The following is a 16,489-nucleotide window of genomic DNA, read 5'->3' on the forward strand; positions in this document are numbered from 1 at the left end:
TACGGAGTGCCCATGCCTGCCCTGCGTCCCTTCCTGGACAAATCGCCCGCCATCGGCGCGCGTGCCTATATCGACCCGGCCTGCACGATCATCGGTGACGTCGTCATCGGCGAGGATGCCTCGGTATGGCCGGGCACGGTGATCCGCGGCGACGTCAACCACGTGCGCATCGGTACGCGCACCAACGTGCAGGACGGCACCGTCATCCATGTCAGCCATGACAGCCCGTACAACAAGGGTGGCTACCCGACCCTGATCGGCGACGGCGTCACCGTCGGCCACGGCTGCATCATCCATGCCTGCACGATTGGCGATTACTGCCTGATCGGCATGGGCGCGTGCATCCTCGACGGCGCCGTGGTCGAGGGCAATGCCTTCATCGCCGCCGGCGCGGTGGTCGGCCCGGGCAAGGTGGTGCGCAGCGGCGAGCTGTGGGCCGGCAATCCGGCGCGGCTGATGCGCCAGCTGAGCGAGAAGGACATCGAGGGCCTGCGCTATTCCGCCGACCACTACGTGCGGGTCAAGGACCAGTACCTGGGCATGGTCGCTGCTGGTCAGCAGGAGCATGGCGCATGAAGTTCACCGGCACCGAGCGCTACATCGCCACGCCCGACCTGATGGCCGCGGTCAATGCCGCCATGACCCTGGAAAAGCCGCTGCTGCTCAAGGGCGAGCCGGGCACCGGCAAGACCCTGCTGGCCGAGGAAGTGGCCGCCGCACTCGACGCGCCGCTGATCACCTGGCACATCAAGTCCACCACCAAGGCGCAGCAGGGCCTGTACGAGTACGACGCGGTCAGCCGCCTGCGTGATTCGCAGCTGGGCGAGGCCCGCGTGCACGACGTGGCCAACTACATCCGCCGCGGCAAGCTGTGGGAGGCCTTCGACAGCGAACAGCGCGCGGTGCTGCTGATCGACGAGATCGACAAGGCCGACATCGAGTTCCCCAACGATCTTCTGCACGAGCTGGACCGCATGGCCTTCGACGTCTACGAGACCGGCCAGACCGTACGTGCGCGCCACCGCCCGGTGATCCTGATCACCTCCAACAACGAGAAGGAGCTGCCGGACGCCTTCCTGCGCCGCTGCTTCTTCCACTACATCGCCGTCCCCGACGGCGACACGCTCAGGCGCATCGTCGACGTGCACTTCCCGGCCATCGACCAGCAGCTGGTCGCCCGCGCCCTGCGTGCGTTCTTCGAGCTGCGCGAGGTGCCCGGCCTGAAGAAAAAGCCGACCACCTCCGAACTGATCGACTGGCTGCGCCTGCTGATGGCCGACGAACTGGCCGCACGCCAGCTGGCCGATGCACCGGCGGAGAAGGCGCTGCCGCCGCTGGCCGGCGCGCTGATCAAGAACGAACAGGACCAGCAGCTGCTGGAGCGGCTGATGTTCCTGCATCGCCGGCAGGGTCGCTGACATGGCCGGCATCCAGTTTTCCCGCGAGCAACAGGACATGCTGGCCGCCGACCTGCAGCGCTGGCTGCTGGACAACACCAGCGCCGAGCTCGGCCGCTTCGAGGCCGGCTTCCTGCTCGACCACGTCAGCCAGCTGCTCGGTGCGTACTGGTACAACCAGGGCGTGCGCGATGCACAGGCGGTGCTGGCGCGGCGCGTGGACGACCTGCAGGAAGCACTGGAGCAGCTCGAGCAGGCGGAGGGCTGAGGCGTGTTCCTGCGCCTGTTCGAGGCCCTGCGCCGCGAACGCGTGCCGGTGACGGTGCGCGAATGGCTGGACCTGCTGGCCGCGCTGCAGGCCGGCGCAGGCGAACCCACGCCCGAGGGGCTGCACGCACTGGCGCGCACCGTGCTGGTCAAGGACGAGCGCCACTACGACCGCTTCGACCGTGCCTTCGGCCATTTCCTTGGCGAGGTGGCCGCCGCGCCGGATGAGGCGCTTGCAAAGGTGATTCCCGAGGACTGGCTGAGCGATGCGCTGCAACGCCAGCTCAGCGATGAGGAAAAGGCAAAGCTGCAGCAGGTCGGCTCGCTGGACGAGCTGATGAGGAAATTCGCCGAGCGCCTGGCCGAGCAGCACGAGCGCCACGAAGGCGGCAACCGCTGGATCGGCACCGGTGGCACCAGTCCGTTCGGACATTCGGGCTGGCACCCGGGCGGCATGCGCGTGGGCGGGGAAAGCCGCCACCGCAGCGCGGCCAAGATCTGGGAGAAACGCAGCTTCGCCGAGCTCGACGGCGATGCCGAGCTGGGCCCGCGCAACCTGAAGATGGCGCTGCGACGGCTGCGCAAGTTCGCCCGCACCGGCGCGGCGGAGGAGTTCGACCTCGAAGGCACGGTCGCGGCGACCGCGCGCGATGGCGGCCTGCTCAACGTGGCCATGCGTCCGGAGCGGCGCAACGCGGTCAGCGTGCTGTTGCTGCTGGACATCGGCGGTTCGATGGACGACCACGTGGCCGCGGCCGAAGCGCTGTTCGGTGCGGCGCGGGCCGAGTTCAAGCACCTGGTGCACTACTACTTCCACAATTTCTTCTACGACACGCTGTGGACCCAGGCCCGTCGCGCCGAGGCCGACGAGGTGCGAACGCTGGACGTGCTGCGTCGTTACGGCCCGGACTGGCGCGTGGTGATCGTCGGTGACGCGGCGATGCATCCGTGGGAAATCCTCGCCCAGGGCGGCTGCAACGAGGCCTGGAACGAGGAACCCGGGCAGGTGTGGTTCCAGCGCCTGGCCGCGCACTTCCCGCACATCGCGTGGATCAATCCGGTGCCGCCGCCGCGCTGGGAACACACCCACTCCACCGTGCTGGTGCGGCAGCTGGTCGAGCAGCGCATGTATCCACTCACGCCCGACGGCATTGCCGCGGCGATGACCCGGCTGGCGAAGTAGCCGCGCCCGGCGTCTAGGAAAAAGCAGCCGTCCCGGGCTACAGTCCGGCCTCCAAGGACAGTCGAGAGCCGCATGCCGATGGCAGCCGGCCGGAAGGAACCCCCGGCCTTTGTTCCCGCCGTACCCGGCACGCCGCCATTGGTGCTGGACACCTACCGTGAGGTCATCACCCCGGAAGGCGTGCCGCTGCAGCTGCCGGCCGCAGGTCCGGTGCCGCGCGCACTGGCATGGCTGCTGGACCTGTGCGTGCGGCTGGCGATCCTGTTGCTGATGGCGCTGCCGCTGGGCGTGCTCGGTGGCCTCGGCCAGGGGCTGTACCAGGCGCTGATGTTCCTGGTGTTCTGGGCCTATCCGATCGTGCTCGAGGCCTGGACCGGGCAGACCCTGGGCAAGCGCCTGCTTGGCCTGCGCGTGGTCGCCAGCGATGGTGCGCCCGCCAGCTGGCTGGCGGTGATCGTGCGCAACCTGCTGCGCACGGTGGACATGCTGCCCTTCGGCTACGCCGTCGGCGTGATTGCCAGCCTGTGCGATGCGCACGGCCGCCGCCTCGGCGACATGGTCGCCGGCACCCTGGTCGTGCATGTGCCGCCGCGTCAGCCTGCGGTCCGCAGCGCGGTGGAAACGGTGCTGCCGCCGCCGGTCGCGCTGCAGCCGGCAGAACAACTGGCGCTGGTCGCCTTTGCCGAACGCGGCCCGCAACTGTCGGTCGCCCGCCAGGGCGAGCTGGCCGACCTGCTGGCCCCACTCAGCGGCGCCCGCGGCCAGCCAGGCGTGCTGCGCCTGTACGCAATGGCCAACTGGCTGCTGGGGCGGCGATGAGGCAGGAACAGTTCGTCGCCCGCCACCAGCACGAGTGGCAGCAGTTCGAGCGCTGGCTGCAGGTGCGTGGCAACAGCGCGCGCAGGGCGCGTGGCACGGTCGATGCGGACACTGCCGGCGACGAGACCATCCCCGAACGCTACCGCCGCCTGTGCCAGCAGCTGGCGCTGGCCCGTGGCCGCGGATACAGCCCGCAGCTGACCGCGTACCTGCAGGAGCTGATGCAGCGCGGCCACAACCTGCTCTACCGCGCACCACCACCACGCTGGCGCCGCGCGGTGGAATTCCTGATGGCCGGCTTCCCGCGCCAGGTGCGGCAACAGTCCGGCTGCATGTGGGCGGCGCTGTTGCTGTTCGCGGTACCGCTGTTGGGTATCTACGTGCTGGTGCAGTTCCGTCCGGACCTGGTCCACCTGCTGCTGACCCCGGCGCAGACCGCCGACCTCGAGCGGATGTACGACCCGGCCGCGCACAAGCTGGGCCGCGACAGTGGCAGCGACTGGAGGATGTTCGGCCACTACATCATGCACAACACCAGCATCGCCCTGCGCACCTTTGCCAGTGGCCTGCTGGCGGGCCTGGGCACGATCCTGGTGCTGCTCCACAACGGGCTGTTCATGGGGGCAGTGATGGGCCACCTGACGCAGGCCGGGCTGGGGGGGCAGCTCTGGCGTTTCGTGGTCGGGCATGGCGCGTTCGAGCTGACCGGCATCGTCATCGCCGGCGGCGCCGGCCTGCAGCTTGGCCTGAAGCTGCTGGCGCCCGGTCGCCGGCGCCGGGCCGATGCCTTGCGCGAGGGCGGCATCATCGGCGCGCGGCTGTGCCTGGGCGTGGCCTTCATGATGCTGGTGGCGGCCTTCATCGAGGCGTTCTGGTCCTCCAGCTCGACCCTGCCGGCGTGGATCATGTACTCGGTGGCGGCCGTGCTGTGGCTGCTGGTGCTGGCCTGGCTCCTGTTCGGCGGGCGTGGCGGCGGGAGCGACGATGCGAATTGACCAACTCACCGTCGTGCTGCGCGCCCGCAGCCAGTGGGAGGCGATGGAACTGGGCATGGCGCTGGTCCGGCGCCATGCCGGCCCGATCTGGAAGGCATGGCTGCTGGTCACCCTGCCGGTGCTGGTGCTGCTCAACCTGCTGGGCTGGGCCAGCGGGCAGTTCTGGCTGGCCGGGCTGCTGATGTGGTGGCTCAAGCCAGTGTTCGAGCGTATTCCCTTGTTCGTGATCTCGCGCGGCGTGTTCGGCGCTGCGCCGGGCGCGGGCGAGACCGTGCGTGCGCAGCTGCGCTGGGGCTGGCGTGGGCTGGGCGCCTACCTGGGCTGGCGCCGGCTCAGTCCGGCGCGCTCGCTGCTGATGCCGGTAGACCTGCTCGAGGGCAATGCCGGCAATGCCGGCGCACGGCGCCGGGTGCTGGCCGGCCCTGCCTACGGCCACGCCAGCCTGCTGACCCTGGTTTGCGCCAATTTCGAACTGGCGCTGCAGGCCGCCTGCATCGTCGCCATCTTCATGTTCGTGCCGGTGGAGATGCTGTCCGAATCGCTGCGGGCGGCCTGGGCGCTGATCGGCGCGCAGACGCCGGCCTGGGCCAGGGTCGGCAGCAATGTGGTGATGTGGCTGGCAATGACCATGGTCGGCCCGTTCTACGTCGGCGCCGGCTTTGGCCTGTACCTCAACCGCCGCACCCAGATCGAAGCCTGGGACGTGGAGCTGGCATTCCGCCGCCTGCGCCAGCGCCTGCTGGCCAGTGTCGCGCCGTTGATGCTTGTGCTTGCGCTGGTCCTGCCGGTGCCGGGCCTGCATGCGCAGGACCCCACCACTGCGCCGGCGCCCGAAGCCAACACGCAAAAGCCGGCCAACCCTCCCCCGCCGCCGCCCCTGCTGCGTGATGCGGCAGTGGACACCCGCGGTTTCGAACAGGCCGTGCAGCGCGCCTACGAGGACGAACTGCTGGGCGGCGAGCGCACGGTGGTGAACTGGAAGCGCAAGGACCTGGACCAGACGCAGTCGACCTCCCCGCGGATGGATGAGTTCTTCCGCCGCATTGCCGCCATCGGCGCGTGGCTTGGCGAATGGGGGCTGTGGATCCTCGTCGGTGCACTGGTGCTGGCCCTGCTGCTGGCCATGCGCTGGTGGCTGCCGTGGCTGCGCGGCGGCACCCGTCGCGCACGCACCACGGAGACGCCGGTACGGCACGAGGAACTGCTGCTGCCCGATGCCCTGCCGCCCGATGTACTGGCCAGCGCGCGGCGACTGTGGGACGAAGGCCGCCCGCGCCATGCGCTGGCCCTGCTGTACCGCGCCAGCGTGGAGGCCGTCTGCAAGCGCAGTGGCCAGGTGCTGCCGCCGGGCGCCACCGAGGCCCAGTGCCTGCGGCTGGCACGGCAACTGCCGGAGGCGGGCGAGCGCGAACTGTTCGCACGCGTGGTCAAGGTCTGGCAGTACGCGGCCTATGCCGGGCGTCTGCCCCGCGCCGACGACTTCGACCAGCTGCTGCTGCAGCTGCAACCGCACCTGCGGAGGACGCCGTGAGCCCGCGGCTGCGCTGGTTGCTGGGTATCGGAATGCTCGTGCTGGTGCTGGCCGGCGCGGGCTGGCTCTCGCTCGCCTACGAGCAGGTGCCGGAAAAGGTGCCGGTGCCATCGCGCGGCGAGCCCACCTACAACCCGTTCTACGCCCTGCGCCAGGCGCTGCGCATCGATGGCGTACAGGCCGAATCGCGCCGCCGCCTGGACCTGGAACGGATGCAGCTGCAGCCGGGCGACACCGTCGTGCTGCTGCAGGACCCGCAGTACCTGTCGGTTGCCGAGGTGCAGGGCCTGCTGGACTGGGTCGCCCGCGGCGGCCACCTGGTGATCCGCGTTCCGTGGGTGCTGGACCCGGGCCAGCCACGCAAGCATGGACTGCTGTCGCGGCTGGGCATCGTGCCGGGCAGGACCCTCGTCTGCCTGCCACTGGAGCTGCCCGGCAAGGACCCGCATACCGAGTTCTGCCACGGCACCGGCTTCCACCTGGAGCACTCGGTCGAGGCCGAGCTCACCTGGGGAGCCAGCGCCACGTCGCGCTCGGCCCGGCGCATGGCACCACCGTCCGTTGGCACCGACCTTTCCTCGCCTGAAGCGAGGGCGTACATGGACGACCTGCGCGGCGCGAGAGGGCTGGGCCACGCACGGCTGCGCTGGTCGCGCGGACGCGTCGACGTACTGGCCGACATGGATTTCATGCTCAACAACGGCAACGAACTGCGCCGGCACCAGGCCTCCCCCGTGGTGCTGGGCATCACGTCCAAGGGCGAGGGCCTGCGCGATCCCACCCACCGCATCCTCACCCGCCACGTGCTGGCCCCGAATTACGGCAAGGGCACGTTCCATCTGGTCTACGAGGCAGGCTCGCCTTCGCTGGTCTCCAGCGTGCTGCGGCAGGGCTGGGCGGCGTGGATCCCGCTGCTGCTGGCCCTGCTGGCCTGGCTGTGGGCACGCGCCCAGCGCTTCGGGCCGCTGCTGCCGGTGCCGCGCCAGGAGCGCCGCTCGCTGCTCGAACACATCCGCGCCAGCGGCCAGCACCTGCTGCGCTACGGCAAGGCGCCGCTGCTGCACGAGGCGGTGCGCCGTGCCTTCCTCGCCCGCCTGCAGCGGCGCGCGCCGCTGGCCGCCGCCCTGCATGGCGAAGCCCAGGTCCACGCCATCGCCCAGCGCCTGCAGTGGCCTCCCGCACGCGTGGCCGAAGCGCTGAAGACGCCCGCCTCCAACGACCATGCCGCCCTGCGCGAACGCATCCGCCTGCTCATCCAGATGAGAAACCAGCTATGACCGAACCAACCCCCATCCCGCCCGCCATTCCCGGCGACGGCCTGCTCGAGCGCGTGGACGCCCTGCGCCAGGCCGTGGGCCAGGCCTTCATTGGCCAGCCGGAGGTGCTGGACCAGATCCTGGTGGCGCTGCTGGCCGGTGGCCATGTGCTGATCGAGGGCGTGCCCGGCCTTGGCAAGACCCTGCTGGTACGGGCGCTGGCGCAGGCACTGGACCTGACCTATGCACGCGTGCAGTTCACCCCGGACCTGATGCCCAGCGATGTCAGCGGCCACGCGGTCTACGACCCGAAGAGCGAGAGCTTCCGCATCCGCCGCGGCCCGGTGTTCACCCACCTGCTGCTGGCCGACGAGATCAACCGCGCCCCGGCCAAGACCCAGTCGGCACTGCTGGAAGTAATGCAGGAAGGCCAGGTCACCATCGAAGGCCAGTCGTTCGCGCTGGCACCGCCGTTCATGGCGCTGGCCACGCAGAACCCGGTCGAACAGGAAGGCACCTATCCACTGCCCGAGGCGCAGCTTGACCGCTTCCTGCTCAAGGTGCTGATCGACTACCCGACGCTGGAGGACGAAAAGCGCATGGTCGATGCCGTGACCACCGGCCGCAGCGCCGGCGACTTCGACCTGTCGCGGGTGCCGCGCGTGTTCGATGCCGCCCAGGTGGTCGAACTGCAGCGCGAGGTCGCCGCCGTCAGCGTCGATCCGGAAGTGGTGGACTACGCGGTGCGCATCGTCGCGGCCACCCGCCGCTGGCCGGGGATTTCGCTTGGCGCCGGCCCGCGCGGCAGCATCGCGCTGGTGCGCGCGGCGCGTGCGCAGGCGGTGCTGGGTGGCCGGGACTTCGTCACCCCGGATGACGTGCGCGAGATCGCCCGTCCCGCGCTGCGTCACCGCATCACCCTGGCGCCGGAACTGCAGATCGAAGGCCAGTCGGTCGACGACGCACTGGCCGCGCTGCTGGCCAAGGTCGAAGCCCCGCGCAAATGAGCCCGCGCCTGCCATCCGCCGCAGGAACAATGCGATGAGGCCGGCCCCGCTGCTGGTGGCCCTGCTGGTGCTGTGGGGCGGGCTCGGCGTCGCCACGTCGCTGGGTTATGCGCCGCTGGCCACGTGGATCGCGATGGGCGCCACACTCGCCGTGGTGGCCATCATCGATGCATTGCGGCTGCGGCGCGCGCCCTCGCCGCACGTGTCGCGGCAATTGCCCGATGCGCTGGCGCTGGGCGTGGAACGCACCGCCACGCTGCGGCTGGAAGGCTACGGACACCAGCGCGTGGAGGTGTTCGATGACGTGCCAGGTGGCTGGCCGCTGCAGGGGATGCCGCGCACGCTGGACCTGCGCCCGGCCAGCGAAGCAAGCGTGGACTACCGCTTCACCCCGACCGCGCGCGGTGACTTCCAGTTCCCCGGTGTGCAGCTGCGCCTGCATTCGCCGTGGCGGCTGTGGCGCCAGCACCGCCTGCTGCCGCCGGCGCAGCCGGTGCGGGTGTTCCCCAACTTCGTCCCGCTCACCCGCTTTGCGCTGTTCAGTGCCGAACAGGCCTCGCGGCTGGTCGGCGCGCACCTCAAGCGCCGGCGCGGCGAGGGCACCGACTTCCACCAGATGCGCGAGTACCGCGTCGGCGACAGCCTGCGCCAGATCGACTGGAAGGCGACCTCGCGCGCACGCAAGTTGATCTCGCGCGAATACCAGGACGAGAAGAACCAGCAGCTGGTGGTGCTGCTCGATGGCGGCCGGCGCATGCTCGCCGAGGAAGGCGGGCTGTCGCACTTCGACCACGTGCTCAACGCCTCGCTGGTGGTGTCCTACCTGGCCCTGCGCCAGGGCGATGCGGTGGGTCTGATGGCCACCGGCAGCGCGCGCCGCTGGGTGGCGCCGCAGCGTGGCACCGGCGCCATCGACACCCTGCTGCGCGCCAGCTACGACCTGCAGGCGCAGCCGGTGGCCACCGACTACCTGGCCGCGGCCACCGAACTGTCACTGCGCCAGCAGCGCCGTTCACTGGTGATGCTGCTGACCAACGTGCGCGACGAGGACATCGAGGACCTGCTGGCGGCAGTGCGTCTGCTGCAGAAGCGGCACCTGGTGTGCGTGGCCAGCCTGCGCGAGCGTGAACTGGACGATGCCCTGGTCCGCGAAGTGCACGAACTGCCCGACGCGGTGCAGGCCGGCGCCCTCGCCCGCTACCTGCAGCAACGCGGCGAGGCGCATGACGCCCTGCGCAGCCACCGGGTGATGGTGCTGGACGTCACCGCCGGGGAACTGCCGGCCGCGCTGGTCGAGCGCTACCTGGCGGTCAAGCGCGACGGCCTGCTGTAGCCCCCGCGCCACCGCGCGCGATGCTTACGGCTTGATCGCGATCTTCAGCACGCCATCGCGCTGGTTCGCGAACAGGTCGTAGGCCTCGACGATGTCGTCGAGCCGGCGCTCGTGGGTGACCAGCACGCCCAGGTCCAGGCGGTTGGCGGCGATCACGTTCATCAGCCGGCGCATGCGCTCCTTGCCGCCCGGGCACAGCGCGGTGCGGATGGTGTGGTCGCCCAGGCCGGCGGCGAACTGCGCCAGCGGGATCGACAGGTCTTCCGAATACACGCCCAGGCTGGACAGCGTGCCGCCGGGCCTCAGCACCTTCATCGCCTGGCCGAAGGTGGCCTGCGTGCCCAGCGCCTCGATCGAACTGTCGGCACCCTTGCCGCCGGTGAGCTTCATCACCTCGTCCACCACGTCGACCTCGCGGAAGTTCAGCGTCACATCCGCACCCATCTGCCGGGCGATGTCCAGGCGGTGGTTGTTGCCGTCCACGGCGATGATGGTGGTGGCGCCGAGCAGCCGCGCGCCGGCGGTCGCGCACAGGCCGATCGGGCCCTGCGCGAACACCACCACGGTGTCGCCGATGCGGATGTTGGCGTTCTCCGCGCCCTTGAAGCCGGTGGACATGATGTCCGGGCACATCAGCACCTGCTCGTCGGTCAGCCCATCCGGGATCGGTGCCAGGTTGGCCTGCGCATCGGGCACCAGCACATACTCGGCCTGGGTGCCGTCGATCAGGTTGCCGAACCGCCAGCCGGCGGTGGCCTTGTAGCCATGGCAGGCGCAGCGGCCATCAGCCACCAGGTAGCTGCCGTCCTGGCTGGGATAGCCATCCTGCGCGGCGTAGCTGTTGAAGTTGGGGCAGATCGCACCGGCGATCACCCGCTGCCCTTCGCGGTATCCCTGCACGGCGCTGCCGAGCTTCTCGATCACGCCCACCGGCTCGTGGCCGACGGTGAGGCCCTGCACCACCGGGTACTCACCCTTGAGGATGTGCACGTCGGTGCCGCAGATGGTGGTGGTGGTGATGCGGATCAGCGCATCGTTGGGACCGACATCCGGGATCGGCTTGTCGACCAGTTCAATGCGGCCTTTCTCGATGAAGGCGGCGGCTTTCATCATGCGTGCCATGGCGTGCTCCTCCGTGCGGGTGACAGGACGGGCACGCCGCAGCCATCGCCACGGGGGCGCCCGCCTGCAGTCTGGCAGCGCCGCCGGCGGTGGCCTTGATCTGGCGCAAATGAAGCGGCCGGGACATGCCCGGCCGCGTATTCACAGATAGATGCGGGTGCTGCCCGGCGGCGCGTCGTCGATGATCGCGTGCGGCAGGAAGCGCGCACTGTCGCGGGTGATGCGGCTGTCGTCCTCGCGGATGCCGATGCCGCAGGCGTGGTCGCCCACCACCCAGCTGCCGACCAGCGGGTAGTTGCCCTCGAACGCCGGCAGCGGATGCAGCGCCTGCACGATCGACGGCCCGGCGTAGGGGCCCTCGCTCTCCTGCCAGCTGCCATCGGCCAGGTGCATCGCCACGTTGGCGCCCTCGCGCGAATGCAGCGGCTTGCGCACCCAGCCCCGCGGCAGCGCGCTGCCATCGTCGAAATACGACTCCAGCAGGTTGGGATGGCCGCGGTGGCGCTCCCACAGCAGCGGCAGGATGCCCTTGTTGCTCAGCACCGCCTTCCACGCCGGCTCCAGCAGCTGCACGCCGGATTTCGGCAACGCCGCACCGAACTCCTCGCGCATCAGGTCTTCCAGCGGATACAGCTTGAACAGGCTGCCGATCACCACGTCGTCCAGGTCGGTGAAGCGGCCGTCTTCGGACAGGCCGATGTCCTCGATGGCGATCGCCTGCCCGTGCAGCCCGGCCTGGGCCGCGCAGTCACGCAGGTAGGCCACCGTGCCCTGGTCCTCCTCGGACTCACGCACCGCGCTGAAGTACAGCGGCGGCGGCAGCATCGCCGACAGTTCGGCGAAGCGCTCGACCAGGGTCTCGTGGATCGAGTTGAACTGGTCGACCTGGTCGGGCAGCGCGCCACGGTTGCGCTGGTCCTCCAGCCATTGCCACTGGAAGAACGACGCCTCGTACAGCGAGGTCGGGGTGTCGTAGTTCAGCTCGTACAGCTTGGCCGGGCCGTTGCCGTCATAGGCGAAGTCCAGCCGGCCATACAGGTGCGGGTGGCGCTGGCGCCAGCTGTCGGCAATCCAGTCGCGGAACGGCTCGGGGATGGCCAGCTGCGCCATCAGCGCCTCGCTGGCCACCACCTCGTCCACCAGGTCCAGCGCCATGGCATGCAGCTCGGCGCTGGGATCCTCCAGGTCGTCCTCGATCTGGCGCAGGGTGAAGGCGTAGTACGCGGTTTCGTCCCAGTACGGCTTGCCGTCGATGGTGTGGAAGCGGAAGCCGGCCTCGGCGGCCCGGGCGCGCCAGTTGGCGCGCTCGGCAATTGCAATACGCCTCACTGCATCAACCGCCGACGCTGCTGCGGCTGCGGCTGTTGTTGCCGAAACCACCGCGGCTGGCGGTGACGGCACGGTTGGGCTGGCTGGTGACCGGCGCCAGGCCGGCCTTGCCGGCGCCAATGCGGCTGGCGGTGTTCAGTCCGCCGCTGCCACCCGGGGCCGGACGCGCCCAGGCGTTGGCCTTGTCCTTGAACGCTGGCGCGGCGGCCGGAGCAGCCGCGGCGCGGTTGGCGCCGAGCATCTGCGACATGAAGAAGCCCATCATCATCGGGCCCACGAACGAGTGGCCGGCGCTGGTGCGCTGTTCCACGCACTGCTCGGCCGGGTATTCCTGGGCGCACTGCTCGCGCGAGGCGTACTGCGGCGCGGTGTCGGCCGACTGGGCCTGGGCCTGGGCAAAGGCCTGGCGGCAGGACGAGGGGTCACCGGTTTCGGCCGCGCAGGCCTCCACCGAGGTGTACAGGCCTTCCTGCACCTGGACCTGCTGCTCCTGCTGGCAGGCGGTGAACAGCAGCGGCGCGGCGCTCATCAGCAGCAGCGCGGTGGTCTTGGATCGCTTCATGCGGTCTCCGGCGTAGTCGAAAAGTCTGTACGAATGATGCCTGATCCCGCCCGCCCACGTCAGAAGCGTGGCTGACCGGGCGTTGCCGGCCTTCATCGCGGGCACACGCAGCGGCGGCAACGGTTGCAGCTGAAACCGGGAATCTTCGGCAGAATCGGCCGGCACCTACCGTTTTCCGCCGTAGCGATCTCCCCCATGCCTGAATACCGTTCCCGGACTTCGACCGCTGGCCGCAACATGGCCGGTGCCCGCGCGCTGTGGCGCGCCACCGGCATGAAGGACGACGACTTCCACAAGCCGATCGTCGCCATCGCCAACTCCTTCACCCAGTTCGTGCCCGGGCACGTGCACCTGAAGGATCTCGGCCAGCTGGTCGCGCGCGAGATCGAGGCCGCCGGTGGCGTGGCCAAGGAGTTCAACACCATCGCCGTGGACGACGGCATCGCGATGGGCCATGACGGCATGCTGTATTCGCTTCCCAGCCGCGAGATCATCGCCGACAGCGTCGAATACATGGCCAACGCGCACTGTGCCGACGCGCTGGTGTGCATCTCCAACTGCGACAAGATCACCCCGGGCATGCTGATGGCCGCGCTGCGGCTCAACATCCCGGTGGTGTTCGTGTCCGGCGGGCCGATGGAAGCGGGCAAGACGCGGCTGGCCGAGCACAAGCTGGACCTGATCGATGCGATGGTCGCCGCCGGCGATGACCGCGTGTCCGACGAGCAGGTCGCGGCGATCGAGCGCAGCGCCTGCCCCACCTGTGGTTCGTGCTCGGGCATGTTCACCGCCAACTCGATGAACTGCCTGACCGAGGCGCTGGGCCTCTCCTTGCCGGGCAACGGCACCGTGGTCGCCACCCACGCCGACCGTGAGGCGCTGTTCAAGCGCGCCGGCCGGCTGGTCGTCGAGCTGTGCCATCGCTGGTACGGCGCCGAGGACACCACCGCCCTGCCGCGTGGCATCGCCACCTTCGAGGCGTTCGAGAACGCGATGACCCTGGACATCGCCATGGGCGGCTCGACCAACACCATCCTGCACCTGCTCGCCGCTGCGCAGGAGGCCGGCGTGGCCTTCGACCAGCGCGACATCGACCGCCTGTCGCGGCGCGTGCCGCAGTTGTGCAAGGTCGCGCCGAACACGCCCAAGTACCACATCGAGGACGTGCACCGTGCCGGCGGCATCATCGCCATCCTTGGCGAGCTGGCGCGTGGCGGCCTGCTGCACACCGACGTGCCGACCGTGCATGCGAAGTCGCTGGGCGAGGCCATCGCCAAGTGGGACATCACCCAGACCGACGACGAGGCCGTGCACACCTTCTACAAGGCCGGCCCGGCGGGCATCCCGACGCAGATCGCCTTCAGCCAGGCCACGCGCTGGTCGTCGCTGGATCTTGATCGCGCCGAAGGCTGCATCCGCGATGTCGCCCACGCCTTCTCGTCTGAAGGTGGGCTGGCCGTGCTCTACGGCAACCTCGCCGCCGATGGCTGCGTGGTCAAGACCGCCGGCGTGGACGAGTCGATCCATGTGTTCGAGGGCACCGCGCGCGTCTACGAGAGCCAGGACGCGGCGGTGGCCGGCATCCTCGGCAACCAGGTGCAGGCCGGCGAGGTGGTGGTGATCCGCTACGAAGGCCCCAAGGGCGGCCCGGGCATGCAGGAGATGCTGTATCCGACCTCGTACCTGAAGTCCAAGGGCCTGGGCAAGGCCTGCGCCCTGCTCACCGACGGCCGCTTCTCCGGTGGCACCTCGGGCCTGAGCATCGGCCACTGCTCACCGGAAGCCGCCGCCGGCGGCGCCATCGGCCTGGTCCGTGACGGCGACCGCATCCTGATCGACATCCCCAACCGCGCGATCAACCTGCTGCTCGGCGACGACGAGCTGACTGCACGCCGTCGCGAACAGGACGCCCGCGGCTGGAAGCCGGCGCAGCCGCGCCCGCGCAAGGTGACCGGCGCGCTGAAGGCCTACGCCCTGCTCGCCACCAGCGCCGACAAGGGCGCGGTGCGCAACCTCGCTGCCCTGGACGCCTGAGCAGCCAGGTCGTCCCGGCCGTGTCGCGCACGATTACGTCCGGGACGGTGCAATGCCGGCATCGACAGGTATCGCTCCGTCCGTCGTTCCATGCGCGGGCGGCAGCCGGTCCAGTGGGCTGAGCAGCGATCCAGCGCCACGTCCCAGCACGTGCGTATAGATCTGCGTCGTCGCCACATCCTTGTGGCCCAGCAGTTCCTGCACCGTGCGGATGTCGTGCCCCGCTTCCAGCAGGTGGGTGGCGAAGGAATGCCGCAGCGAATGACAGGTTGCAGGCTTGGCGATGCCGGCCTGCGCACGTGCGAGCTTGATCGCCCGTTGCAGCGCCTCTTCACTGGCGTGATGCCGACCGATGCCCCCGCTACGCGGATCGGTGGAGAGCTTGAGCGAGGGAAACAGGTACTGCCAGCCCGGCTCGATGGCGGCGAGGGGGTACTTGCGCGCCAGCGCGTCGGGAAGATGCACCCGTCCCCTGCCCGCCTCCAGGTCCGACCGGTGCTGCAGCAGCGCACGCTCCACCTGACGCCGCAATCGGCCACACAACGAATCGGGCAACGGTACGCGGCGGTCCTTGTTGCCCTTGCCACTACGTACGCAGATCTCGCGTCTTGCGAAATCGACGTCCTTGACGCGAAGGCGCAGGCATTCCATCAGCCGCATGCCCGTGCCGTACAACAGCCGCGCCATCAGGTCCAGGCTTCCCTCCGGCATCGCCGCCAGCAGACGTGCGACCTCGTCCTGCGACAGGACGACCGGCAGGCGCCGCGGGCGTTTGGCGCGCACCACCTCTTCCATCCATGGCAGATCAATCTGCAGGACATTGCGGTAGAGGAACAGCAGCGCGGACAGCGCCTGGTTCTGGGTGGCTGCCGATACGTTTCCCTCCGTAGCCAGCCGGGTGAGGAAGGCCTCGACCTCGCGCGCGCCCATTTCGGAAGGATGACGTTTTCCGTTGGCAAGGATGAAGCGCCGGATCCAGCCGATGTAGGCCTGCTCGGTACGGATGCTGTAATGCCGGAGCCGTACCTGCTGCCGCACCTGATCCAGCAAGCGGGGCCGGTTTTCCCGTGTTACACCGGCTTCCAAGGGGGTGTAATCCATATCGCGTCATCCATGCGGCCCAATCCCGCGATCCTGTCCCACCGCCCGATCCGCAGGAGCCGGCCAAGGCATTGATACTAGGAATTTTCCGGTTCCAAGGCCGGTCCCATCCCGGCATACTCCGTGCTACACCGCAATTAGGCGGTCCAATAGGTGTTATGCCGCAACTTCGGCTGCGTTTTGAAAGAGAACCCGCCGACTACCGGGATGGTCGCCCACGCAGAGAAATGTCCGCTCTTGCGGCCAAGCCAGTACCGCGTGCCCATCGCCATGCCCGGCCCGAATCGGAGCTTCATGCCTTCGATTGCCGGTGCCCACCAAAGCGCCCAGCGCCAATACCCGCACCTGTGTTGCCAAGATGCCAGCGTGAAGCGGTTTTCTTCGTTCGTTTCCCGCTTGCCAATGTGAAGCCTTCCGATTTTCATTGTTCGCTCCGTTGTTGGTTGCTGCATAACAATTCGGTGCAGGCGAGGCCGGATCACTGCATCGCCTGGTTGTGGTTTCTCGCCGGCCCGCCTGACCTCAGGCGTTAGGCGGCAAATCAAACAACAGG

At 69.2% G+C, this 16,489-nt stretch carries 16 protein-coding genes; 11 read left to right on the forward strand and 5 right to left on the reverse strand.

Annotated elements, in window-relative coordinates:
• The first annotated feature begins 12 nt into the window (after positions 1-12).
• From LG380_RS11150 to LG380_RS11195, 10 genes are all read left to right on the forward strand, one after another.
• Positions 13-576, forward strand: coding sequence for a gamma carbonic anhydrase family protein (locus LG380_RS11150; RefSeq protein WP_225765172.1), 564 nt, complete (start codon positions 13-15; stop codon positions 574-576).
• Entirely contained in the window at positions 573-1,418 is an 846-nt protein-coding gene (locus LG380_RS11155; RefSeq protein ID WP_225765174.1) for a MoxR family ATPase, read from the forward strand. The genes LG380_RS11150 and LG380_RS11155 overlap by 4 nt, the downstream gene beginning before the upstream one ends.
• Before the next feature lies 1 nt (position 1,419).
• Entirely contained in the window at positions 1,420-1,665 is a 246-nt protein-coding gene (locus tag LG380_RS11160; RefSeq protein WP_225765176.1) for a DUF2164 domain-containing protein, read from the forward strand.
• Positions 1,666-1,668: 3 nt separating this feature from the next.
• Positions 1,669-2,847: a VWA domain-containing protein gene (locus LG380_RS11165; RefSeq protein ID WP_225765178.1), complete on the forward strand. Its 1,179-nt coding sequence runs from the start codon at positions 1,669-1,671 to the stop codon at positions 2,845-2,847.
• A gap of 141 nt (positions 2,848-2,988) precedes the next feature.
• Positions 2,989-3,666 (forward strand): RDD family protein, encoded by a 678-nt coding sequence (locus LG380_RS11170; RefSeq protein ID WP_225765180.1) that lies wholly within the window; start codon positions 2,989-2,991, stop codon positions 3,664-3,666.
• Positions 3,663-4,661 carry a stage II sporulation protein M gene (locus LG380_RS11175; protein WP_225765183.1) on the forward strand — a complete coding sequence of 333 codons (999 nt, stop codon included), beginning with the start codon at positions 3,663-3,665 and terminating at the stop codon, positions 4,659-4,661. The genes LG380_RS11170 and LG380_RS11175 overlap by 4 nt, the downstream gene beginning before the upstream one ends.
• Entirely contained in the window at positions 4,651-6,192 is a 1,542-nt protein-coding gene (locus LG380_RS11180; RefSeq protein ID WP_225765184.1) for a DUF4129 domain-containing protein, read from the forward strand. The genes LG380_RS11175 and LG380_RS11180 overlap by 11 nt, the downstream gene beginning before the upstream one ends.
• Positions 6,189-7,469: a DUF4350 domain-containing protein gene (locus tag LG380_RS11185; RefSeq protein ID WP_225765186.1), complete on the forward strand. Its 1,281-nt coding sequence runs from the start codon at positions 6,189-6,191 to the stop codon at positions 7,467-7,469. The genes LG380_RS11180 and LG380_RS11185 overlap by 4 nt, the downstream gene beginning before the upstream one ends.
• The gene (locus LG380_RS11190) at positions 7,466-8,455 is read left to right on the forward strand and encodes a MoxR family ATPase (protein WP_225765187.1); all 990 of its coding nucleotides are present in this window, start codon (positions 7,466-7,468) and stop codon (positions 8,453-8,455) included. The genes LG380_RS11185 and LG380_RS11190 overlap by 4 nt, the downstream gene beginning before the upstream one ends.
• Before the next feature lie 34 nt (positions 8,456-8,489).
• Positions 8,490-9,788 carry a DUF58 domain-containing protein gene (locus LG380_RS11195; RefSeq protein WP_225765188.1) on the forward strand — a complete coding sequence of 433 codons (1,299 nt, stop codon included), beginning with the start codon at positions 8,490-8,492 and terminating at the stop codon, positions 9,786-9,788.
• Positions 9,789-9,812: 24 nt separating this feature from the next.
• Here LG380_RS11195 and LG380_RS11200 read toward each other — a convergent pair whose 3' ends face one another.
• From LG380_RS11200 to LG380_RS11210, 3 genes are all read right to left on the reverse strand, one after another.
• Positions 9,813-10,910 (reverse strand): NAD(P)-dependent alcohol dehydrogenase, encoded by a 1,098-nt coding sequence (locus tag LG380_RS11200; protein ID WP_225765189.1) that lies wholly within the window; start codon positions 10,908-10,910, stop codon positions 9,813-9,815.
• Positions 10,911-11,051: 141 nt separating this feature from the next.
• Complete coding sequence (locus LG380_RS11205) at positions 11,052-12,239, reverse strand: glutathionylspermidine synthase family protein (RefSeq protein ID WP_225765190.1); 1,188 nt, start codon at positions 12,237-12,239, stop codon at positions 11,052-11,054.
• A gap of 4 nt (positions 12,240-12,243) precedes the next feature.
• On the reverse strand, positions 12,244-12,801 hold the full coding sequence (locus LG380_RS11210) for a DUF1190 domain-containing protein (protein WP_225765191.1): 558 nt from the start codon (positions 12,799-12,801) through the stop codon (positions 12,244-12,246).
• A gap of 195 nt (positions 12,802-12,996) precedes the next feature.
• Between LG380_RS11210 and ilvD the strand changes: the two genes are divergently transcribed.
• A complete protein-coding gene (ilvD, locus tag LG380_RS11215) occupies positions 12,997-14,835 on the forward strand; it encodes a dihydroxy-acid dehydratase (protein ID WP_225765192.1) in 1,839 nt (612 codons plus the stop codon).
• 33 nt (positions 14,836-14,868) lie between these two features.
• Here the strand turns inward: ilvD and LG380_RS11220 are convergent, their stop codons facing one another.
• A complete protein-coding gene (locus LG380_RS11220; protein WP_225765193.1) occupies positions 14,869-15,936 on the reverse strand; it encodes an integron integrase in 1,068 nt (355 codons plus the stop codon).
• Between the two features lie 137 nt (positions 15,937-16,073).
• Positions 16,074-16,361, reverse strand: coding sequence for a hypothetical protein (locus LG380_RS11225; protein ID WP_225765194.1), 288 nt, complete (start codon positions 16,359-16,361; stop codon positions 16,074-16,076).
• Between the last annotated feature and the right edge of the window lie 128 nt (positions 16,362-16,489).

Source organism: Stenotrophomonas sp. Marseille-Q4652, from assembly GCF_916618915.1.
Classification (GTDB): Bacteria; Pseudomonadota; Gammaproteobacteria; order Xanthomonadales; family Xanthomonadaceae; genus Stenotrophomonas.